The 19,788-nt window shown below is 64.4% G+C and carries 19 protein-coding genes; 13 read left to right on the forward strand and 6 right to left on the reverse strand.

The features are described 5' to 3' along the window. Positions 1 to 4: 4 nt before the first annotated feature. Together EF888_RS03500 and EF888_RS03505 are read right to left on the reverse strand one after the other, a co-directional pair. Positions 5 to 322, reverse strand: a complete 318-nt coding sequence (locus EF888_RS03500; protein ID WP_109757473.1) for a cupredoxin domain-containing protein — start codon at positions 320 to 322, stop codon at positions 5 to 7. Between the two features lie 98 nt (positions 323 to 420). Continuing rightward, entirely contained in the window at positions 421 to 1,920 is a 1,500-nt protein-coding gene (locus EF888_RS03505; RefSeq protein ID WP_109757474.1) for a CoA-acylating methylmalonate-semialdehyde dehydrogenase, read from the reverse strand. 104 nt (positions 1,921 to 2,024) lie between these two features. Between EF888_RS03505 and EF888_RS03510 the strand changes: the two genes are divergently transcribed. From EF888_RS03510 to coaD, 3 genes are all read left to right on the forward strand, one after another. After that, positions 2,025 to 2,912, forward strand: coding sequence for a LysR family transcriptional regulator (locus tag EF888_RS03510; protein WP_109757475.1), 888 nt, complete (start codon positions 2,025 to 2,027; stop codon positions 2,910 to 2,912). 61 nt (positions 2,913 to 2,973) lie between these two features. Further along, on the forward strand, positions 2,974 to 3,408 hold the full coding sequence (locus tag EF888_RS03515; protein ID WP_109757476.1) for a CBS domain-containing protein: 435 nt from the start codon (positions 2,974 to 2,976) through the stop codon (positions 3,406 to 3,408). Between the two features lie 70 nt (positions 3,409 to 3,478). Continuing rightward, positions 3,479 to 3,979, forward strand: coding sequence for a pantetheine-phosphate adenylyltransferase (coaD, locus tag EF888_RS03520; protein ID WP_109757477.1), 501 nt, complete (start codon positions 3,479 to 3,481; stop codon positions 3,977 to 3,979). A gap of 55 nt (positions 3,980 to 4,034) precedes the next feature. Here the strand turns inward: coaD and EF888_RS21670 are convergent, their stop codons facing one another. From EF888_RS21670 to EF888_RS03530, 3 genes are all read right to left on the reverse strand, one after another. Beyond that, positions 4,035 to 4,184 (reverse strand): hypothetical protein, encoded by a 150-nt coding sequence (locus EF888_RS21670; protein ID WP_164721562.1) that lies wholly within the window; start codon positions 4,182 to 4,184, stop codon positions 4,035 to 4,037. After that, entirely contained in the window at positions 4,181 to 6,112 is a 1,932-nt protein-coding gene (locus EF888_RS03525; RefSeq protein WP_109757478.1) for a phosphatidylglycerol lysyltransferase domain-containing protein, read from the reverse strand. Before EF888_RS03525 ends, EF888_RS21670 begins: the two co-directional genes overlap by 4 nt. An 84-nt stretch (positions 6,113 to 6,196) precedes the next feature. Next, on the reverse strand, positions 6,197 to 6,511 hold the full coding sequence (locus EF888_RS03530) for a DUF1476 domain-containing protein (RefSeq protein ID WP_109757479.1): 315 nt from the start codon (positions 6,509 to 6,511) through the stop codon (positions 6,197 to 6,199). Positions 6,512 to 6,832: 321 nt separating this feature from the next. On the opposite strand from EF888_RS03530, the gene purC reads away from it, so the two are divergent. The 7 genes from purC to EF888_RS03565 all read left to right on the forward strand — a co-directional run bounded on the left by purC (position 6,833) and on the right by EF888_RS03565 (position 15,933). Then, positions 6,833 to 7,594, forward strand: coding sequence for a phosphoribosylaminoimidazolesuccinocarboxamide synthase (gene purC, locus EF888_RS03535; RefSeq protein WP_109757480.1), 762 nt, complete (start codon positions 6,833 to 6,835; stop codon positions 7,592 to 7,594). A gap of 137 nt (positions 7,595 to 7,731) precedes the next feature. Then, complete coding sequence (gene purS, locus EF888_RS03540; protein WP_109757481.1) at positions 7,732 to 7,971, forward strand: phosphoribosylformylglycinamidine synthase subunit PurS; 240 nt, start codon at positions 7,732 to 7,734, stop codon at positions 7,969 to 7,971. Further along, entirely contained in the window at positions 7,971 to 9,008 is a 1,038-nt protein-coding gene (locus EF888_RS03545) for a zinc-dependent alcohol dehydrogenase family protein (protein WP_109757482.1), read from the forward strand. Before purS ends, EF888_RS03545 begins: the two co-directional genes overlap by 1 nt. Before the next feature lie 82 nt (positions 9,009 to 9,090). Further along, positions 9,091 to 9,759: a phosphoribosylformylglycinamidine synthase subunit PurQ gene (gene purQ / locus EF888_RS03550; protein WP_109757483.1), complete on the forward strand. Its 669-nt coding sequence runs from the start codon at positions 9,091 to 9,093 to the stop codon at positions 9,757 to 9,759. Between the two features lie 31 nt (positions 9,760 to 9,790). Beyond that, entirely contained in the window at positions 9,791 to 11,548 is a 1,758-nt protein-coding gene (locus EF888_RS03555) for a sensor histidine kinase (RefSeq protein WP_109757484.1), read from the forward strand. 17 nt (positions 11,549 to 11,565) lie between these two features. Next, on the forward strand, positions 11,566 to 12,903 hold the full coding sequence (locus EF888_RS03560; RefSeq protein ID WP_109757485.1) for a sigma-54-dependent transcriptional regulator: 1,338 nt from the start codon (positions 11,566 to 11,568) through the stop codon (positions 12,901 to 12,903). A gap of 468 nt (positions 12,904 to 13,371) precedes the next feature. Beyond that, entirely contained in the window at positions 13,372 to 15,933 is a 2,562-nt protein-coding gene (locus EF888_RS03565; protein ID WP_109757941.1) for an Rne/Rng family ribonuclease, read from the forward strand. Between the two features lie 58 nt (positions 15,934 to 15,991). On the opposite strand, the gene EF888_RS03570 is transcribed toward EF888_RS03565, so the two are convergent. Then, positions 15,992 to 16,219: a sulfurtransferase TusA family protein gene (locus EF888_RS03570; protein WP_109757942.1), complete on the reverse strand. Its 228-nt coding sequence runs from the start codon at positions 16,217 to 16,219 to the stop codon at positions 15,992 to 15,994. Positions 16,220 to 16,328: 109 nt separating this feature from the next. Here EF888_RS03570 and EF888_RS03575 point away from each other — a divergent pair, with 109 nt between their 5' ends. The 3 genes from EF888_RS03575 (at position 16,329) to EF888_RS03585 (ending at position 19,780) form a co-directional block, all read left to right on the forward strand. Further along, a complete protein-coding gene (locus EF888_RS03575) occupies positions 16,329 to 17,081 on the forward strand; it encodes a cytochrome c biogenesis CcdA family protein (protein WP_109757486.1) in 753 nt (250 codons plus the stop codon). Positions 17,082 to 17,192: 111 nt separating this feature from the next. Then, entirely contained in the window at positions 17,193 to 18,464 is a 1,272-nt protein-coding gene (locus EF888_RS03580; RefSeq protein WP_241239787.1) for a hypothetical protein, read from the forward strand. Then, complete coding sequence (locus EF888_RS03585; protein WP_109757487.1) at positions 18,461 to 19,780, forward strand: cytochrome P450; 1,320 nt, start codon at positions 18,461 to 18,463, stop codon at positions 19,778 to 19,780. The genes EF888_RS03580 and EF888_RS03585 overlap by 4 nt, the downstream gene beginning before the upstream one ends. Positions 19,781 to 19,788: the final 8 nt, after the last annotated feature.

Genomic DNA, 19,788 nt, shown 5'->3' on the forward strand with positions numbered 1-19,788 from the left:
GCCCCTATCGGGCGACGATCCGGCCCTTCATCATCGGGTGGAATTTGCAGGTGTAGTCGTAAGTCCCGGCGGCAGGGATCGTCACCTCGGCGCTTTGCTCGAAGTTGATACGCCCGGTGTCGAAGGCGCTGCTCGATGCCGTGTGAGGGGCGCTGTCACCGTTGGTGAAGACGACGGTGTCGCCCGCCGCGACGTCCAACACGGCGGGTTCGAAGGCGAAGCCCTTGATGGCGACCTGGTGCGTGGCGGCGCGTGCCGGTCGGGCCAGTGCCAGGACGGGCAGGGACAGAAGGGCAGTCAGGGCGTTGCGTCTGGTCAGCATGGCGGATCCTCCTTGGGAGATCGCATCCTGCTCCTGCGCCCCTGACCCGGCAAGTCGGTGGCCCACCCCGGAGTGGGGCAGGTCACCCGATCTTCACATCAGTCCATCGCCTTGAAAGCGAACTCGCCTCCGTCCTTGATCCCGGAGAACCAGCGCGCGGTGACGGTCTTCGTCTTCGTGTAGAACCGGAAGGCGTCCGGGCCATACTGGTTCAGGTCGCCGAAGGACGACTTCTTCCAGCCGCCGAAGGTGTGGTAGCTGAGGGGCACGGGAATGGGGAAGTTGATGCCGACCATGCCCACGTTGACCCGGTTCGCGAAATCGCGCGCCGTGTCGCCGTCGGCGGTATAGATCGCGGTGCCGTTGCCATAGGGGTTGTCCATCGTCAGCTTCAGCGCCTCTTCATAGGACTTGGCGCGGACCTGGCTCAGGACCGGACCGAAGATCTCTTCCTTGTAGATCTCCATGTCGGGCGTGACCCGGTCGAAATAGGACGGACCGACGAAGAAGCCGTTCTCGTAGCCTTGCATCGTGAAGCCGCGTCCGTCGACGACGAGATCCGCCCCTTCTTCGACGCCCCTGTCCACCAAACCATCGATCCGCTTCTTGGCGGCGGCGGTGATGACCGGACCGAAGTCGACATCGTCGCCGGCAGTGTAGGGACCGACCTTCAGCTTCTCGATCCGGGGCACCAGACGCTCGCGCAGCGCATCCGCCGTCTTTTCGCCCACGGGCACGGCGACCGAGATCGCCATGCAGCGCTCGCCTGCTGCGCCGAAGCCTGCCCCAACCAGCGCATCCGCAGCCTTGTCGAGGTCGGCGTCGGGCATGATGATCATGTGGTTCTTCGCGCCGCCGAAGCATTGTGCGCGCTTTCCGTTCGATGCCGCGCGGCCGTAGATGTACTGCGCGATCGGGGTCGAGCCGACGAAGCCCACGGCCTGGATCGTCTCGTTGTCGAGGATTGCGTCGACGACCTCCTTGTCGCCGTTGACGACCTGGAGAACGCCGTCGGGAAGCCCTGCCTCCTTCAGAAGCTCGGCCAGCATCAGCGACGTCGACGGGCACCGCTCGGACGGCTTCAGGATCATCGCGTTGCCGCAGGACAGGGCAGGCGCCATCTTCCACAGCGGGATCATCGCGGGAAAGTTGAACGGCGTGATGCCGGCCACCACGCCAAGCGGCTGGCGCATAGAATAGAGGTCGATGCCGGGTCCGCCGTCGTTGGTGAACTCGCCCTTCAGAAGACTGGGCGCACCCATGCAGACTTCGACGACTTCGAGACCGCGCTGCACGTCGCCTTTCGCATCGGGGATGGTCTTGCCATGCTCTCGGCTGACCAGCTCGGCCAGCTTGTCCATGTTCTCGTTGATGAGGCGCCCGAAGGCCATCATCACGCGCGCCCGCCGCTGCGGGTTGGTGGCGCCCCAGGCCTTCTGAGCCTCGGCTGCCTTGGCGACCGCCTCGTCCAATTCGACCTTGGTCGCCAGCGGCACCCGGGCCTGAACCTCGCCCGTGGCGGGGTTGAAGACATCTGCGAAACGGCCCGATGCGCCCTGCACGCGCTGACCGTCGATGTAGTGGGATAGATCTTCCATCGAATCCTCCTGCTTGTTGCGACGGACCTTAAGGGCTGGCGCGGTAGTCCGAAAAGCGGCAGTTTCCCAAAAAGGCTTTGCGGAAATGCAGGAGCTCACGCCAGATGAATTGGGACGACATGCGTATATTCCTGTCCGTCTCGCGGGAGGAAAGCCTGTCAGGCGCCTCCCGAACCCTGAGGCTCGACCCCGCGACAGTGGGCCGCCGCATCGCGCGCCTGGAAGCCGAGATGGACGCAGTGCTGTTCGTCAAATCTCCCCAGGGCTATGTCTCGACACCTGCGGGCGAGCGTCTCCGCGCCCATGCCGAAGCGGCCGAACAGGCCATGACCGAAGCCTTGTCCGAGGTGCGGGGCGACGAACATACGCTGACCGGCACGATTCGCGTGGGCGCTCCTGACGGCTGCGCCACCTTTCTTCTTCCCCATGTCGTGCAAAGCATCGTTGTGGCAAACCCGGGTCTGTCGGTGCAGATCGTGGCGCTGCCGCGCGTCTTCAACCTGTCCAAGCGCGAAGCAGATATGGCTATCGCCGTGTCTCGACCGCGGACGGGGCGACTGCGCATCCAGAAGATCTCCGACTACGCGCTGCACCTCGCCGCCTCCCGCGCCTATCTTGACGGCCACGAGCCAATCCGGACGCGGGCCGATCTCGCAGGTCATCCCGTCGTCGGCTACATCCCGGACATGATCTTCGACCCCGAACTCGACTATCTCGCAGAACTCGGACTTTCGCGGATCGACGCTGCCTCGAACCTCGTGTCGGTTCAGCTTGCCCTGTTGCGGGCGGGCGCCGGCATTGGCGTCGTCCATGATTTCGCGATGCCCGATGCGCCCGAACTGATGCCCGTCCTCAAGGACCAGATGACACTGACGCGTGCCTTCTGGCTGATCCGGCATGATGACGACGCGCGCGTCGAACGGCTCAACCGCTTCGCCACCACACTGGCGGAGGGTCTCCGTGCCGAAATGGCGCGACGCACTCAACCTTGACAGGTGGCGCCCCTGTGGAGAACGCTCGACCCAAGATCACACGTCCTCGGGAGGCACATTCATGTTGGTTCGTCAGATTCTTGGCATGAAGGGCGGCACCGACGTGATCGGTCTGGCCAGCGGCGCTTCCGTGTCCGACGCCGCGCGCCTTCTGTCCGAAAAGCGCATCGGCGCCATCGTCATCACTGGCGAGGGCGGAACGCCTCTCGGCATCCTCTCCGAACGCGACATAGTGCGCGAGTTGGGCCGCAGGGGGCAGGGCTGCCTGAACGACACCGTCGATACGCTGATGACGCGTGCGATGATCACCTGCACCCCCGACGAGACGGACGAACAGGTTCTGGGCAAGATGACCGAAGGCCGTTTCCGTCACATGCCGGTCATGGATGGCGACGACATGGCCGGCCTGATCTCGATCGGGGACGTGGTCAAGGCGCGGCTGTCGGAGCTGTCGATGGAGAAGAATGCGCTGGAAGGCATGATCAAGGGCTTCTAGATCAATTGCTTGCGGGCCGAACCGGTCCGTGGCACCAAGCCCCGGCACGCACCGGCGGAGGAGCCCCCACATGCGCATCGGCCTCTATCCCGGCACCTTCGACCCGGTCACGCTAGGACATCTCGACATCATCGAGCGCGCGACCGTATTGGTCGACAGGCTGGTGATTGGTGTCGCGATCAACCGCGACAAGGGACCGCTGTTTCCACTTGAGGAGCGCGTGGCGATGATCGAGGCCGAATGCGGCGCCATCGCCGAACGGACAGGCGTCGAGATCGTCCCCCATCCCTTCGAAAACCTTCTGATCGACTGCGCGCGCGATGTCGGCGCGGGGATCATCATTCGCGGCCTGCGTGCGGTGGCCGATTTCGAATACGAGTATCAGATGGTCGGCATGAACCGTCAGCTCGACGACACGGTCGAGACCGTGTTTCTTATGGCCGAGGCGGAGCACCAAGCGATCGCGTCGAAGCTTGTCAAGGAAATCGCGCGCCTCGGCGGGGACGTCTCCAAGTTCGTGACACCAGCGGTCTGCGACGCGCTGGTTGCGCGGTTCGCCTCTAAGCGATGATACGAAAAGGGCGGCCACTGGCCGCCCGTGCGTTATTTCAACGAGGAGGCGTGCGTCACGCTCCGTAGACCGCGCGGCGCGCGATATCCTTCGCATCGCCCCGGTAGATGTCGAGGTCGAGCGCGGTGTCGAGGGGCATGTTGCGCAGCGCCCGGACGGTCCGGCGGTAAGCGGCGCGTTTCTTGAGATCGGCGATTAGTGTCATCGGTTCTTTTCCTGTGTCATCTGTGTTCTGTTACCGCCAACATGAGGTCTGCAGATGGCCGGAACAACGTCCATGTTGGAATGCCCGCCTTGCATTGGACGCATGGTGCTCGACAGCCCTGTGGAGGCCAGGAGAGGCAGAGGCTTCGCGATCCTAAGGAGAATGTCCGTCCCTGCGAGTACAAGCAGGGCGAGGTTGGGTGCGGCGAGATAGAGCGTCTGGCGTCGCGGGTGAAACGAGCACTTGAACTGCCGCAGGCCCTGCGCTTCGCGTCGGCACGTCAATCGGCGCAGGACGGGGTGGCCGCTTTCCAGCGGCATTGCGGCCAGCGACACGCGCCTCACGCCCTCGGCGCGGGCGGCCTCAAGCGCGGCTGCGATCAACGCGTGCATCGTGCCGTCCGGCATGTCTGCCTCGTTCCGCATCAGGTCCAGACACCACTCGGCCTTCGCGATGTGAAAGCTGGCGAAAGCCACGAGGCGGCCATCGCGCCGAGCCAGCCAGACCCGCTGGCCGGCTAGGTAATCCGGACAGTATCGGCCCATGCTGAACCCGCGCTCGCCTCCTGTACGTTTCGTCCAGTTGCCGGCCACACGGGACATATCCTGAAGCGGAAGGCGCCCCGCGGACTCGATCGTCACCCCGGCCTTTCTTGCCCTGCCAAGCTTGCGGCGAAGCTGTCGACGCTCCGGCACATCGAGCGCAAAGTCCGCGGGCGAGACCGAGGCGTCTTCCGAGACCGCGAGGACAGTCCACCCCGACCGGCGTGCGACCCCCGCCGTCCGCGCGTCCGCCTTGTAGAGAGCCGGGAACAGGTTCCGCTGCCTCGCCAGGTCGCCGAAGTCTCTCAAGGAGGGCCGCGTCATCCTCTCCCCACAGACAGGCGAGCCGAGCGCCACGAGGCATTGGGACGCCTCGACTACATGCAGTCCAAGTCCATCGACAACGGACAGCTGTCCGGATTGACGGGCCAGCCCGGCCTCGGCGCGGACGGCGGGAGGCAAGGCAGGGACGATGGTTCGTCGAAGGGCGCGGTCCACCGAAGGGCGCGCCAGCACGACTAGGGCGGCACAGGCAGGGAGCGCGTAGTAGACCAGCCGAAAGGCCAAGACAGCGGCCATCAGTTCCGTCTCGGGGACGGCTGGGAGGAGTGTCACCAGCGCCAGCTCGAACGGTCCCACACCGCCCGGAGCGCCGGATAGGAGGCCCGCTCCGAGAGCGACGAGGAAAGCAGCGAGAAAGACGCTGAAGTCAGGCTGGCTGCCCGCTGGCAACAGGGCCCACAGCGCCAGAGACGCAAGCGCTGTGTCCGTGATCGCAAGAACGGTCAGACGTCCGACTAGGCGAAGGGGTGGCAAACTCACCGGAAGCCAGGCGGGCTGTGCCACTGAAAGGACCAGGTAGCCGACCATCGGCGGAATAACGAAGAGACCTGAAACTCCCGCTCCGCCCGACCCGATGTCCGACACTGACAGCGCCAGCGCCGCAAGAACCGAGAGGGCTGCCATGAAAGTGAACGAGACATAGTTCGTCACGCGAAGGGCGTTCGGCAGACTGAGTTCCGGCAATGCGCGCCAGCGGGCGATGGCGCCTGTGGCGAGCCCGAAGCCGAGCGTCTGCGCCAGTGCGATGGCCACTGCTCCGGAAACTCCCGCGCGTGCCGCCCTGACGCCCGTGCCGAGCCAACGGTGGAAAAGGGCGTCGTATTGACCGGCCGCAGCGAAGCTGGCGCAGGTGGCGACCAGAGCGATCAGCCATTGAGCCGCGCCGATGCCGCGAACCTCCTCTGCGACGGTCAGCAGGCTGACCTCGCCGAGGTGCCGCACGACGAGTGCCGCGCAGACAGCAGCCACAGCAATGGCTCCGAAGGTCCGCAATCTGGCGCGCGCGCCTGCGCCTGCCGCAGAAAGTGACGGAAAGAAACTCATGACCCGCACCCCGAAGGACGCCCCCGGGGTCAGGCTCTATGAGAGACGGATTGATGCGGACTTAACGGCCGGCAGAGCGTCGACTCAGATCTCTTCCATGAGCTGAGCCTTGGCGACGACGAGGAGCTCGCTCAACTTCGCGCGAATTTCCGCTTCGGTCGCGAGATCGCCCATGTCCTTCGAGACCTTGCGCACGACGTCGTCATGCCCTGCTTCCTCGAAGTCGGCCTTCACAACCTCTTTCGCATAGGCCGCCGCGTCTTCCGCCGACTTGCCCATCTTGTCGGCAGCCCAGAGACCCAAAAGCTTGTTCCGGCGCGCTTCGGCCCGGAACTGCATGTCGGCATCATGGGCGAACTTGGATTCGAAGGCGTTTTCGCGGTCGTCGAACGTGGACATGGCTGATCTTCCCGGCAAAGCTTTTCACGTTCCATATGCCTCTCCGGGGCGCGCGTCGCAAGGGCAGAGGGGCGGATACGTCTCTGCGCCGCACCTCGCCGAATGGTCAGTGGGACAATGCATTGTCACCGAAATCCAATCATGGAATTATCGGACGGCCTGCCTCCTGGCCGGATAAACCGTTCGACACCTTCCCGTTCGCAGCAAAGCCTGCAGGCAAGGGCCTGGCGCTTGCCGCAACGCCCGCTTTGCCCTAAAGAGACGCCATCACGCGCGTGGAAATTTTTCCGCGCGCGGTGACGTTTCCCGGAAAGGGCCAACATGGCGCGGCGCAAGAAGGTTTACGAGGGCAAGGCCAAGATCCTTTACGAAGGTCCCGAGCCGGGCACTCTGGTGCAGTACTTCAAGGACGACGCCACCGCCTTCAACGCCCAGAAGCGCGCCATCATCGAGGGCAAGGGCGTCCTCAACAACCGCCTTTCCGAGTTCTTCATGAAGGGTCTCGCCCAGATCGGCGTACCGACGCACTTCATCCGCCGCATCAACATGCGCGAGCAGCTCATCCGTTCGGTCGAGATCATTCCGCTCGAGGTCGTCGTCCGGAACTACGCTGCCGGCTCGATGTCGACGCGTCTCGGGCTCGAGGAGGGAACGCTCCTTCCGCGACCGATTGTGGAATTCTGCCTCAAGGACGACGCGCTCGGCGACCCTCTGGTCTCGGAAGAGCACATCGTCGCCTTCGGATGGGCCAATCAGCAGGATCTCGACGACATGGTCGCCCTGGCTCTGCGGGTAAACGACTTCCTCTCCGGCTGCTTCCTGGCCGTCGGGATCAAGCTCGTGGACTTCAAGATCGAGATCGGACGCATCTGGGACGGCGATTATCAGCGCCTCGTCGTCGCCGACGAGATCAGCCCTGATTCCTGCCGTCTCTGGGACATGGAGACAGGCCAGAAGCTCGACAAGGATGTCTTCCGCCGCGATCTCGGCAACCTGACGGATGCCTACACCGAAGTCGCGCGCCGTCTTGGCGTCCTGCCGCAGAACGTGACCCCGGCGCAGAAGCCCAAGCTGATCAACTGACGCCGGCTTTCTCGTTGCATCTGGCCGGCGAGGTCGCCGCTGGCTCCGCATGCATGATGAAGGCTGCCTCAGCGAGGGTTTTACAAACGCAGGCGGATACGCGATAGCTCCGGCGACAGCAGCGACGGGGGAAGACCATGAAAGCGCGCGTTCACATCATGCTCAAGACCGGCGTTCTCGACCCCCAGGGCGAGGCGGTGCGCCATGCTCTCGGCACGCTCGGCTTCGAAGGGGTGACGGGGGTGCGGCAGGGCAAGGTCATCGAGCTCGACCTCGCCGAGACCGACCGCGCGAAAGCCGGGGCCGACGTCGCGCGCATGTGCGAGACGCTTCTTGCGAATACCGTGATCGAGCAATACGACGTGGAGCTTCTCTGATGCGTGCTGCCGTTCTCCGCGCCTACCGGGAACCGCTGTCGATCGAGGACGTGGCCGACCCCGAGTGCCCCGAGGACGGTGTGGTCCTGAAGGTCCTCGCCTGCGGCATCTGCCGCTCGGACTGGCATGGATGGGTCGGTGAACACCCGAGGGTGAAACCCGGTCAGATCGGCGGGCACGAGTATTGCGGAGAGGTCGTCGCGGCCGGTCCGCGCGCCCAGTTCAAGGTGGGCGACAAGCTGATCGCGCCCTTCATCCTCGCCTGCGGCACTTGTCCGAACTGCCGCGCGGGCGAGTCGAATACCTGCCTCGATCAGCGCCTGCCCGGCTTCATCGAACCCGGCGCCTTTGCCGAATACGTCGCCGTGCCCCGCGATCACAACCTGGCCCGCCTGCCCGAAGCCATGTCGCCCACATTGGCGGCGGCTCTCGGCTGCCGCGTAACGACCGCCTGGCACGCGCTGACCGGCCGCGCCGCCTTGAGGCCTGGCGAATGGCTCGCCGTCCACGGCACCGGCGGGATCGGCCTCGCGGCCATGCTCCTGGGACGTGCTCTGGGCGCCCGGGTTATCGTCACCGACATCGTGGCCGAGAAACTTGCGCATGCAAAAGGTCTGGGTGCGGATTTCACCGTCAACGCGGCCGAGACAGACACCGCTGCGAAAATTCGGGACATCACCGGCGGAGGGGCGCACGTCTCGGTCGAGGCGCTCGGTTTTCCCGCCACTGTCGCTGCCTCCATCGCCTGCCTGAGACCGCTGGGACGTCACGTCCAGGTCGGGATGCCAGTCGGCCACCATGCGGTTCAGGAGGTGAACTTGAACCAAGTCTACATGGGCAACCTTGCACTTTACGGCACCAGGGGCATGCCCGCGCACCGCTACCCGTCGCTTTTGAGCCTGATCGACGGTGGACACGTGGACCTCAATCCGATCGTTGCCCGAGAGGTGGGACTGTCCGAAACGTCCGCGGAATTGGCGGCTTTCAACGGCCCGACGCCGCCGGGGGTGGCAGTGATCACGGAGTTTTCGGGGTAGGAGACACTTTCCGGCCAGGCTGACTTGAGTTTTCACGTCCGACAGAGCAAATGAGCCCCATTCCCGATCCGGAGCACCGCCCATGAAAGCCGCCGTCCTTGTCTTCCCCGGATCGAACTGCGACCGCGACCTTGCCGTCGCCTTCCGCAACGCGGGCTTCCAGGTCGACATGGTCTGGCACAAGGACAGCGACCTACCCGCGAACGTCGACATCGTCGGTGTCCCCGGCGGCTTTTCCTTCGGCGATTACCTTCGCTGCGGGGCGATTGCGGCGAGGTCGCCGATCACCTCCGCTCTCCGGTCGCACGTCGAGAGGGGCGGCTATGCCATCGGCATCTGCAACGGCTTCCAGGTTCTCCTCGAGACCGGGCTACTGCCCGGGGCACTGATGCGGAATGCGGGGCTCAAGTTCATCTGCAAGCCCGTGGTTCTCGATGTCGCTACGGCGGACAGCGATTTCACCCGTGGTTACAAGCTGGGCCAGACCGTCACCTTCCCCGTGGCCCACCATGACGGAAACTACACGACGGATGAGGCGACGCTCGCGCGCCTGAAGGGCGAGGACCGCGTCGCCTTCCGCTATGCACAGGACGTCAACGGGTCAGTCGATCGTATAGCCGGCATCCTGTCGGAAAACAGGCGCGTCCTCGGGCTGATGCCGCACCCCGAGCGCGCAGCCGATCCGGCACTTGGACCCGCCGACGGACGGGCCCTCTTCGCCGCCCTTGCCGCGACCCGCGTCGCCGCTTGAGCGAGGAGCGCCGCCCGCATACATTCGTTCCATGACGACACCGCCAAAACAGGGCGACTTCCGCTCCGAAAGCACGCCTCGGCGCGTCCGATACCTCATGGCGCTTCTTGTCGTGATCGCCGCCGCTGTGATCCTGTGGACGAACCAGTACCTGATGCTTCGCTTCACCGAGACGACGCGGTCCCGCGCCGAGGTGCGCCTGGCGCTTTATTCCGGGAACATCCTGTCGGAGCTTCAGCGCAATCAGATCGTCCCGCAACTTCTGGCACGGGATCCGACGCTGATCGGGGCGCTCAACTCGGATGACTTCTCGCAAAGCTCGCAGCGTCTGATCGAATACCGCGACGAAATCGGCGCCGAGGGGATGCTCCTCATGGATGCCGAGGGACGTGCCGTGGCGGCCACGGACCGTTCGCTGCTCGGCTCGATCCACAAGGCCCAGCCCTATTTCATCGAGGCCACGAGGTCGAACGACACGGTCTTCACCACAAGCCTTCTCGAAGCAGGCGGTCGCGTCTTTGCCTATTCCCGCCGGATCGAAGCGCAGGGCACGCTGATCGGCGTCATCATGGTCGAGGTCGACTTGAAGAAATTCGAGACGTCCTGGGCCGGGTTCACCGATGCCGTCATCGTGTCGGATAGCGAGGACACGATCATCCTTGCGACCGAAGCCCGCTGGCGCGGTCTGACCGAGAAGGAGGCACTTGCCGTCCGCTCGGTGCCCTCGGCGATCGAGCGCGCCTTCCGGGCCACGGCAAGGTGGGGTGCCTTGCCGGCGGATGCCTACCTTCAGGGCGAGGCGGTCATGCGGCAGGAGGCGCGGATCGGGTTCCAGGGCTGGAAGATCGCCAGTTTCACGACCTATGCGGGTGTGCGCGAGAGGGTGAACGCGGTTCTCGCCCTGGAAATCATGGGATTCGCGATCCTCATGGCGATGGCCTTCTACCTGGTCAGCCGGAAAGCCACGTCCCGCCTCGTCATCTTCCAGCGGGAATCGGCTGAACTTCGCCAGCTTAATGCCGCGCTCCAGCGGGAAATCGCCGAGCGTGAAAAGGCGGAACGACACCTCGAAGTCGCCGAGCAGACGCTTCAGCAATCCTCGAAACTTGCGGCCTTGGGCGAGATGTCGGCAGCCGTTAGCCACGAACTGAACCAGCCCCTCGCTGCGATGAAGACCTACCTCGCCGGCGCAAAACTTCTTCTTCAGCGGCGTCGGGCGGACGAGGCGTTGTCATCCTTTCAGCGCATCGACGACCTGATAGAAAGGATGGGGGCGATCACGCGCCAACTGAAATCCTATGCTCGGAAGGGTGGCGATGCCTTTGAAATCATTGACGTGAGGGACTCCGTCTCGTCCGCCTTGTCTATGATGGAGCCCCAGCTTCGCAGGGGCGACGTCGACATGAGCATATCGCTCCCCCGCAACTCGGTCTATGTTCGGGCGGATAGGATCCGGTTCGAGCAGGTACTGGTCAATCTCTTGCGAAATGCGCTCGACGCGACCAAGGGCATCAAGAGCCCGGAAGTGAAGATCCTCGTCACCGTCGGGGATGACGTCGTCGTGACGGTCCGTGACAACGGCAGCGGCATCGAGGATCTGGAGAGCTTGTTTGAACCCTTCTACACCACCAAGTCTCCCGGTGACGGGGTCGGCCTGGGACTTGCCATTTCATCCGGGATCGTAAACGACCTTGGCGGTCGGCTCACCGCGAGGAATGGCCGGAATGGCGGGGCTGTATTTGAAATAACCCTGCCGCTCGTCAGCCAGAGCGCGGAAGCGGCGGAATGACAAACGGAGTGAGACCCATGGGTCAGACGATGAAGGTCGCCATTGTCGACGACGAACAGGACATGCGGCAGTCGATCAGCCAGTGGCTGTCCCTGTCCGGTTTCGACACCGAAACCTACGGTAGTGCGGAAGACGCGCTGAAAGCCTTGTCGCCCGACTTTCAGGGCGTCGTCGTCAGCGACATCAAGATGCCCGGAATGGATGGCATGTCCTTCCTCAAGCGGCTGATGAGCGTCGACAGCGCGTTGCCGGTGATCATGATCACCGGTCATGGCGATGTGCCGATGGCGGTGCAGGCGATGCAGGTCGGCGCCTTCGACTTTCTCGAGAAGCCGTTCAACCCGGACAAGATGACCGAGCTCGCCAAGAAGGCCGCGAACGCGCGGCGCCTGACGCTCGACAACCGGGCGCTCCGGCGCGAACTGTCTGATGGCGGTTCGGGGATCATGAAAAAGCTCGTCGGCACTTCGCCCGCAATGGAGCGCCTGCGGGAGGACATCCTCGATCTCGGTCAGGCAGACGGCCATGTCCTGATCGAGGGCGAGACGGGCACCGGCAAGACGCTCGTGGCGCACGCGCTTCACGCGGTCGGCGCGAAGGCCGGGAAGAAGTTTGTGCTGTTCTCCTGCGCCGCGCATGACGAAAGCATTCTCGCATCGCGGCTGTTCGGGCCGGCAGAGGACGGCGCTCCGCTGCCACTTCTGGAAGAAGCGCGCGGCGGTACTCTGGTGCTCGAGGACATCGAATCCCTTCCGATGCAGCTTCAGGCCCGGCTCTTGTCCTGGATGAACGAGCAGGGGACGCCTGCCGAGACGCGGATCGTCGCAATCTGCAACCTTCAGGAACCTGGGCGGACCTGCGAAGACGCACTGCGTCCCGACCTGTTCTACCGGTTGGCCGCCATGAAGATCACCATTCCGCCGCTTCGCCAGCGCGGCGAGGATATCCTCATGCTGTTCCAGCAGTTCTCTGACCAGTACGCCGACGAATATGGATGTGACGCCCCCCAAGTCTCGGCTCAGGAGGCCGCGCAGCTTCTTCAGGCTCCCTGGCCGGGAAATATCCGCCAGCTCGTCAACATCGCCGAGCGCGCCGTCCTGCAGTCGCGACGCGGATCGGGGACCATCGCCTCGCTTCTGATGGCCGACAACGAGGCCGCTGCGGACTTCACGGTCACGACCGAGGGCAAGCCGCTCAAGGATTACGTCGAGGCGTTCGAGAAGATGCTGATCGACAACACCATGCGGCGGCACCGCGGTTCGATCGTCAATGTGATGGAAGAGCTGTGCCTTCCGCGCCGGACGCTGAACGAGAAGATGGCGAAGTACAGCCTTCAGCGCGCCGACTATCTCTGACAGGCAAGCGGACGGCGCGCGGCCTCGCCGCGTGCCGTCGTCTCGCGCTCGTCGGCCTGCGTTTTCGGCATCTTGGGCAGAACGGAATTTCGCCATTGTAATTGGCGCGTCTCCGCCCTTATGGTGGCGCCGCGCTCCGATCATGGGCATCTGCCTAGGGGTCGCAAGAAAGTTTCGCTGTTCCAGAAGGTTACCGCTTCTTAGCTGTGCCTGGTCCAGCAAAGGCCTCACCGGCCACATTTAGGAATTGCCCGTGCGGAGGTACACCCGACCGCCGGGCCATGAACGGGCGTCCCCCGGGACGTCGGAGAAGAACCGCGATGACGTTCGCGTGGGATGGACGCAAGTTTACCCCGTCTGAGACGGGCAAGCATCGCTTGGCCACGTCACGTCGCTTCGCCCCAAATAGCCGCAAGATCATGGACCTGTCACCACCCGGCAGGGCTTTGGCTTGCGCGGAAAGTCATGATGTCAAAGAAAATGCTGATCGATGCCACCCACGCGGAAGAAACCCGCGTCGTGGTGTGCGACGGGAACAAGGTCGAGGAATTCGACTTTGAGTCGGAAAACAAGCGCCAACTGAGCGGCAACATCTACCTGGCGAAGGTCACGAGGGTCGAACCCTCGCTTCAGGCCGCCTTCGTCGATTACGGCGGCAACCGCCACGGGTTCCTCGCCTTTTCCGAGATCCACCCCGACTACTACCAGATCCCCGTCGCGGACCGCGAAGCGCTTCTCGCCGAGGAAATGGCGATGGCCGAGGCCGAGGCCGCCGAGGAAGAAAAGCCCCGCAACCGCCGACGTCGCCGCAAACCTTCTCCCGAACAGGCTTCGGGCACCGGCGAGTCGGTGACGGCCGAAGTTGACGAGTCCAAATCCGACGACGGGGACGAGGAGCACGACGCTTCGCCCACGATCCCAGGCATGGACGTGGTGGACCTCGACGACGAGGACGACGTCGAAGACGACCTGCCCTCTCCCCCCCGCGACGATTCGAAGCCCTATGTCGCGATGGACGATGCCGCCGAGAAGGACGAGTCCATCGAAGCCGTATCGGACGACGACACCGCCGAGGACATCCGCCGACCCCGCAAGCAGCGTCAGCGCCGCTACAAGATCCAGGAGGTCGTCAAGGTCCGCCAGATCCTGCTTGTGCAGGTCGTGAAGGAGGAGCGCGGCAACAAGGGTGCCGCCCTGACCACCTACCTCAGTCTAGCCGGCCGCTACTGCGTCCTGATGCCGAACACGGCGCGGGGCGGCGGCATCAGCCGCAAGATCACCCAGGCCGCCGACCGCAAGAAGCTGAAAGAGATCGCAGCCGAAATCGAGGTGCCCAAAGGCGCCGGTCTCATCATTCGCACGGCGGGCGCCAAGCGCACGAAGTCCGAGATCAAGCGCGACTACGAATATCTTCAGCGTCTGTGGGAGCAGATCCGCGAACTGACCCTGAAGTCGATCGCGCCGGCGAAAATCTATGAGGAAGGCAACCTCATCAAGCGCTCGATCCGCGACCTCTACAGCCGCGAAATCGACGAGGTGATGGTCGAGGGCGAGGGCGGCTTCCGCACCGCCAAGGACTTCATGAAGATGATCATGCCGTCCCACGCCAAGAACGTGAAGTTCTACAACGACCCGATGCCGCTCTTCGCCCGCTTCCAGGTCGAGAGCTATCTGGCCGGCATGTTCAACCCGGTCGTCCAGCTCAAGTCGGGCGGCTATATCGTTATCGGCGTGACCGAGGCGCTGGTCGCAATCGACGTCAACTCGGGCAAGGCCACCAAGGAAGGCTCGATCGAGGAGACGGCACTCAAGACCAACCTCGAAGCCGCCGAGGAAGTGGCGCGCCAGCTTCGCCTGCGCGACCTCGCCGGACTGATCGTCATAGACTTCATCGACATGGAAGAGCGGAAGAACAACGCCGCCGTCGAGAAGCGCTTCAAGGAAAAGCTCAAGACCGACCGTGCCCGCATTCAGGTCGGCCGCATTTCGGGCTTCGGCCTTCTCGAGATGTCGCGCCAGCGCCTGCGTCCCGGGATGCTCGAAGCGTCGACCCAGCCGTGCTCCTCGTGCCACGGCACGGGCCTTATCCGCTCGAACGACAGCGTGGGTCTGACGATCCTGCGCCAACTCGAGGAAGAAGGCGTGCGGGGCCGGTCGAAGGAGGTGCTCGTCAAGGCGCCCGTCGCGATCGTCAACTTCCTGATGAACTTCAAGCGGGAACACATCGCGCAGATCGAGGTGCGTTACGGCATGGCCGTCCGCGTCGAGGCCGATCCGCATCTGATCTCGCCTGACTTCACAATCGAGAAGTTCAAGACAGCGACCCGAAAGGTCGAGGCGGTCCTTCTGCCGGTTATATCTGTCGACACATCCTTGATGGACGAGATCGACGAGGAGGACCTCGTCGAGGAGGCCGAAGAGGAAGAGGTCGAAGAAGCGCCAGAGGTCAAATCCGACGAAGAAGACGATCGCCCGCGAAAGAAGCGTCGGCGCCGTCGCCGTCGTCGTGGCAATGGTCGAGATGCCGAAGGCGGATCGTCCGACATGTCCTCCGATACCGAGAGCGACAGCGACAGCGACGACACGGAGGCGGCCGGCGAAACCCAGGCTGACCCTGCCTCCGAGCCCATAGAGGCGTCCGAGGACGAGGCCGAGAAGCCGAAACGCAAACGCACCCGTCGTCGGAAGAAGGATACGTCACCGGAAGACGCTCCCGAGGGTGAATCGCAGGCCTCCGAGCCTGCTCCGGCGGTCGCATCCGAGGCCCCAGATGCCGAACCCGAGGCCGAGGAGAAACCGAAGCGGCGGCGCAGCCGTCGCAAGAAGGTCGAACCGGAGGAGGAAACGGTCGAGGCCGACGCGACATCCGAGCAGGCGCCCGAGCCGGAAGAACAACCCGCGCCCCCGGCGGTCGAGGAAACTGAGCCCGAGCCGGTTCTCGAAACGGCCGCAGCGGACGCTCCTGCCGCCGCTGAGCCTGAAGCAGACGACAAACCGCGGAAGCGCGGCTGGTGGTCCATCGGACGCTGAGGCGTCGTGAGTGTTGAAGAGGAACGGCGCGGGGCGATCGGCCTCGCGCCGTTTCCGTTCAGCCCTTGCGGATCAGATAGGTCTGGACGCCGTCGGCATCGCCCGAAGACATCAGCGTGTGCCCCTGTTCCGCGCAAAAGTGCGGCACGTCGATGACCGCCGCGGGATCGTCCGCGCGCACTCTCAGGACCGCGCCGGATGCCATTCCGCGCAATCGCTTCGCCGCCTTGAGGACGGGCAGGGGGCAAAGAAGCCCGGTTGCATCGAGGTCGTCATCGTAGGTCATGCGCAAATCGGTAGGATCCATGTTTCAGGAAGTCCACCGGGATGTGACAAGCCGTTCGGTGACGTGCCTCGCGCAATGGTCTAGGACATAACGGCACAAGGGGACCGCAATGTTCGGAATAGACATCTTCGACGCCAGCCTTCTGCCCGCGATCCTGGTCGCGCTGGCGGCCGGCGTGCTGTCCTTCCTCAGCCCCTGCGTCCTGCCAATCGTGCCGCCCTACCTCGCCTACATGGGCGGGATATCGGTTACCCAGATGGGCACCGAGCGGGCGGCGAGATGGCGGACGCTTGGTCCGGCGCTGTTCTTCGTCCTTGGACTGTCGACGGTCTTTCTGTTCCTCGGTTTCACCGCCTCGGCCTTCGGGCGTTTCTTCCTCGAGAACCAGGACTGGTTCGTCACCTTCGCCGGCATCATCATCATGATCTTCGGCGCGCATTTTGTCGGCGTCTATCGGATCGGCTTCATGGATCGCGAGATGCGTATCGACGCGGGAGATCGGGGCGGATCGGCCTTCGGCGCTTATGTCCTGGGCCTTGCCTTCGCCTTTGGCTGGACGCCCTGCATCGGTCCCATCCTGGGCGCCATCCTGTCGCTCGCCGCGACCGAGGCCGACATGGCCCGGGGCACGGTCCTTCTTGCCGCCTATGCGGCCGGACTAGGGCTTCCGTTCCTGCTGGTCGCGGCGTTCTTTCCCCGACTCGGCGGCGTCATGTCCTGGATGAAGCGGCACATGGAGCGGATCGAACGCATCATGGGCCTTCTTCTCTGGACGGTCGGCCTGTTGATGCTGACGGGCCAGTTCACCGATTTCAGCTGGTGGCTGAACGAGACTTTCCCCGTCCTGCAGACATTGGGCTGAGGTCGCTCGGTTTGTTGACCAAACTGCCCGGAAACCCGCAGAAGTCGGGGCTTTTTTCGCTTCCCGCAGGCAAGTCGATTTCGTAGGCTTTGCTCCATGATGCACAGGGGCATGACACACGTGGCGCGGCGCCGGGTGTTTTACATCCCCGGCTACGACCCCCATCCGCCACGGCGCTATCGCGAACTGTACCGGACCGAAAGCCGGAAGCAGGCCGTGATCTCGGGCTATCGGATCGAGCAGAAGTCGGACCGTGCCGATACAAGCTGGATGGTCCGCGCCGAGATGGAGGGGCACCTGGTCCATAGCCGAATCGACGTGCTCGTCTGGCACGACCTGGTACAGACATCAATGAAGGCTGGAATTCTCGGCACCTATCTTTCGCTGCTGCGGACGGCGTGGATCTATCTGTCGACGGGGACCTTGCGGCGGCTCTCGTGGCTGGCAAAGGGGCCCGTGTTTGCGGCGCTCTATCCGATCCTCATGCTCCTGGGCCAGCTTCTGATCGCTATTCTGGGCGCCGCGCTTATTGCGGGGGCGGCGGCCTGGACGGTGACGGCGGCCGGAACCTTCGTGACCGGGCTTGTCGGACTGGGCGGCGATCCCTCGAGTCTCGCCTGGACGATCATCGGGTCCGCGGTTTTCTGGGTCATCTTCCTGCCGCTAGTCGTCGCGGCCCTGAGGTGGTTCAAGGCGCAGGATCACCGAACCTTCGCCTATTACCTGATGAACGACTTCGCCTACACGGCCAGGAAACGCGGCGCCTATCCCGACGAGATCGAAGCCCGCCTGATCGAATGGCGGCACAGGATCGAGGCCGCACTTCGCGAGAATGTGGACGAGGTGCTGATCGTGGGCCACTCCTCGGGCGCGCATATGGCGGTGTCGCTCGTGGCGGACATCCTGCGGTCCAATCGCTTTCAGGACACAGGTCCCGCGCTGTCGCTACTGACGCTTGGCCAGGTGATCCCGATGGTCAGTTTCCTGCCCGAGGCGCGACGACTCAGACGTGATCTCAGGATGCTCGCCACCGCCGAACGGATCGTCTGGCTGGACGTGTCGGCGCCCGGCGACGGGTGTTCTTTCGCGCTGGCGGACCCGGTTTCGGTGTCCGGCGTGGCACCGGCTCGGGGACAGAAGTGGCCGATCATCATTTCGGCCGCCTTCACCAAGACCCTGTCGGAGGAAACGCAGCAGAAGTTGCGCCGCCGCTGGTTCCGCCTTCATTTTCAGTATCTTTGCGCCTTCGACCTGCCGGGCGACTATGACTATTTCCGCATCACCGCAGGTCCCAGGACGCTTGGTCAGAGGTTCGAGGGGCGGCAGTCCTCGAACAGCCGCATCGACGTACCGGCCTCGCGCTTCACCTCGACGATCACATGATCCCGCCCAAACCGGCGGCGAGGGCCGGGCGCGTGTCGCTGTGGCGCTATTGGCGTCTGTTCCGGCGGGACATCCTGTCGGCGCAGCCTGGGCGTCTGTACCACGCCAGGATGGCGGAGTTTCGGACGCCCTTCTTCCGGTCGTTCCTCGTGAACGAACCCGACCTGGTGCGCGAGGTGTTGACCGGGCGGCCGGAGAATTTTCCGAAGTCGGAGAGGGTCACACGAGGGCTTCGACCCCTTCTGGGACGGTCGGTCTTCGTGACCAACGGGGCGGAATGGGCGCGGCAGAGGCGGATCATCGACCCGGCCTTCGAAGGGGGGAGGGTGCGGGACGGCTTTCCGGCCATGCTCGCGGCGGCGGAGGCTGCGGTGGAGCGGGTGGTGCCGGGCGTCGTCGATGTGGAAGCGATGGCGAGTCGGGCGACGGCGGACGTGATCTTCCGCACGCTGTTCTCGATCCCGATCGAGGATCGGCTCGCGGCGGAAACATACAGCGCTTTCAGGGACTTCCAGCGCGTCCAGCCGGTCGCCATCGGGGCCGCGCTATTGCCCTGGTGGCCGGTGCGTCATCCAAGGGCGGCGCGGGACGGGGCGGCTCGGATCAGGGCGGCTATCGCGGCGCTTGTCGTGGACCGGCAGGTGGCGATCCGGGACGGGAGGGCGCCGGACGATCTGGCGACGAAGATCATGACGACGGCGGATCCTGAGACGGGCCAGACCTTCGAACCGACGGAGATGATCGACCAGGTGGCGATCTTCTTTCTGGCCGGGCACGAGACGAGTGCGGCCCTTCTGGGTTGGACACTGTGGTGCCTGGCGGCGGCGCCGGAGTGGGGCGAGCGCGTCGCGGCGGAGGCCGAGGCCTTCATGCAGAGCCCTGAATTTGCTGCCCTATCCGGGATGCGAGCGACGCGGAACGTGCTGCGCGAGGTGCTGCGGCTTTATCCGCCGGTGCCGATGATGGTGCGCGAGACGATGAAGGCCGAAAGGTTCAGGGACCGCGACGTGCCCAAGGGGTCGCAGGTGGTTCTGTCGCCGTGGCACCTGGGGCGGCATGAGCGTTTGTGGGAGGATCCTGACACCTTCGATCCGTCGAGATGGGACCGACAGACGCCTGTCAGGGAGGCCTGGCTGCCGTTCTCGGCCGGGCCGCGCGTCTGTCCGGGCGCGGGCTTTGCGATGGCCGAGGCGGCGGTGCTGGTAGCGGCTCTGATGGCGCGCTTCCGGTTCGAGGCGATGGAAACGCCGGTGCCGGTGGCACACCTGACGGTGAGGTCGCGGGACGGGATCCGGCTGCGGGCGGAGGCCCGCTGAGGCGCGTC

It is taken from the genome of Silicimonas algicola, assembly GCF_003970735.1.
Classification (GTDB): domain Bacteria; phylum Pseudomonadota; class Alphaproteobacteria; order Rhodobacterales; family Rhodobacteraceae; genus Silicimonas; species Silicimonas algicola.

Bases quoted from the DNA above. Each gene is read 5' to 3' on its own strand.
- EF888_RS03500 (WP_109757473.1), bottom strand. From the start codon at position 322: ATGCTGACCAGACGCAACGCCCTGACTGCCCTTCTGTCCCTGCCCGTC.
- EF888_RS03505 (WP_109757474.1), bottom strand. From the start codon at position 1,920: ATGGAAGATCTATCCCACTACATCGACGGTCAGCGCGTGCAGGGCGCA.
- EF888_RS03510 (WP_109757475.1), top strand. From the start codon at position 2,025: ATGAATTGGGACGACATGCGTATATTCCTGTCCGTCTCGCGGGAGGAA.
- EF888_RS03515 (WP_109757476.1), top strand. From the start codon at position 2,974: ATGTTGGTTCGTCAGATTCTTGGCATGAAGGGCGGCACCGACGTGATC.
- coaD (WP_109757477.1), top strand. From the start codon at position 3,479: ATGCGCATCGGCCTCTATCCCGGCACCTTCGACCCGGTCACGCTAGGA.
- EF888_RS21670 (WP_164721562.1), bottom strand. From the start codon at position 4,184: ATGACACTAATCGCCGATCTCAAGAAACGCGCCGCTTACCGCCGGACC.
- EF888_RS03525 (WP_109757478.1), bottom strand. From the start codon at position 6,112: ATGAGTTTCTTTCCGTCACTTTCTGCGGCAGGCGCAGGCGCGCGCGCC.
- EF888_RS03530 (WP_109757479.1), bottom strand. From the start codon at position 6,511: ATGTCCACGTTCGACGACCGCGAAAACGCCTTCGAATCCAAGTTCGCC.
- purC (WP_109757480.1), top strand. From the start codon at position 6,833: ATGGCGCGGCGCAAGAAGGTTTACGAGGGCAAGGCCAAGATCCTTTAC.
- purS (WP_109757481.1), top strand. From the start codon at position 7,732: ATGAAAGCGCGCGTTCACATCATGCTCAAGACCGGCGTTCTCGACCCC.
- EF888_RS03545 (WP_109757482.1), top strand. From the start codon at position 7,971: ATGCGTGCTGCCGTTCTCCGCGCCTACCGGGAACCGCTGTCGATCGAG.
- purQ (WP_109757483.1), top strand. From the start codon at position 9,091: ATGAAAGCCGCCGTCCTTGTCTTCCCCGGATCGAACTGCGACCGCGAC.
- EF888_RS03555 (WP_109757484.1), top strand. From the start codon at position 9,791: ATGACGACACCGCCAAAACAGGGCGACTTCCGCTCCGAAAGCACGCCT.
- EF888_RS03560 (WP_109757485.1), top strand. From the start codon at position 11,566: ATGGGTCAGACGATGAAGGTCGCCATTGTCGACGACGAACAGGACATG.
- EF888_RS03565 (WP_109757941.1), top strand. From the start codon at position 13,372: ATGTCAAAGAAAATGCTGATCGATGCCACCCACGCGGAAGAAACCCGC.
- EF888_RS03570 (WP_109757942.1), bottom strand. From the start codon at position 16,219: ATGACCTACGATGACGACCTCGATGCAACCGGGCTTCTTTGCCCCCTG.
- EF888_RS03575 (WP_109757486.1), top strand. From the start codon at position 16,329: ATGTTCGGAATAGACATCTTCGACGCCAGCCTTCTGCCCGCGATCCTG.
- EF888_RS03580 (WP_241239787.1), top strand. From the start codon at position 17,193: ATGACACACGTGGCGCGGCGCCGGGTGTTTTACATCCCCGGCTACGAC.
- EF888_RS03585 (WP_109757487.1), top strand. From the start codon at position 18,461: ATGATCCCGCCCAAACCGGCGGCGAGGGCCGGGCGCGTGTCGCTGTGG.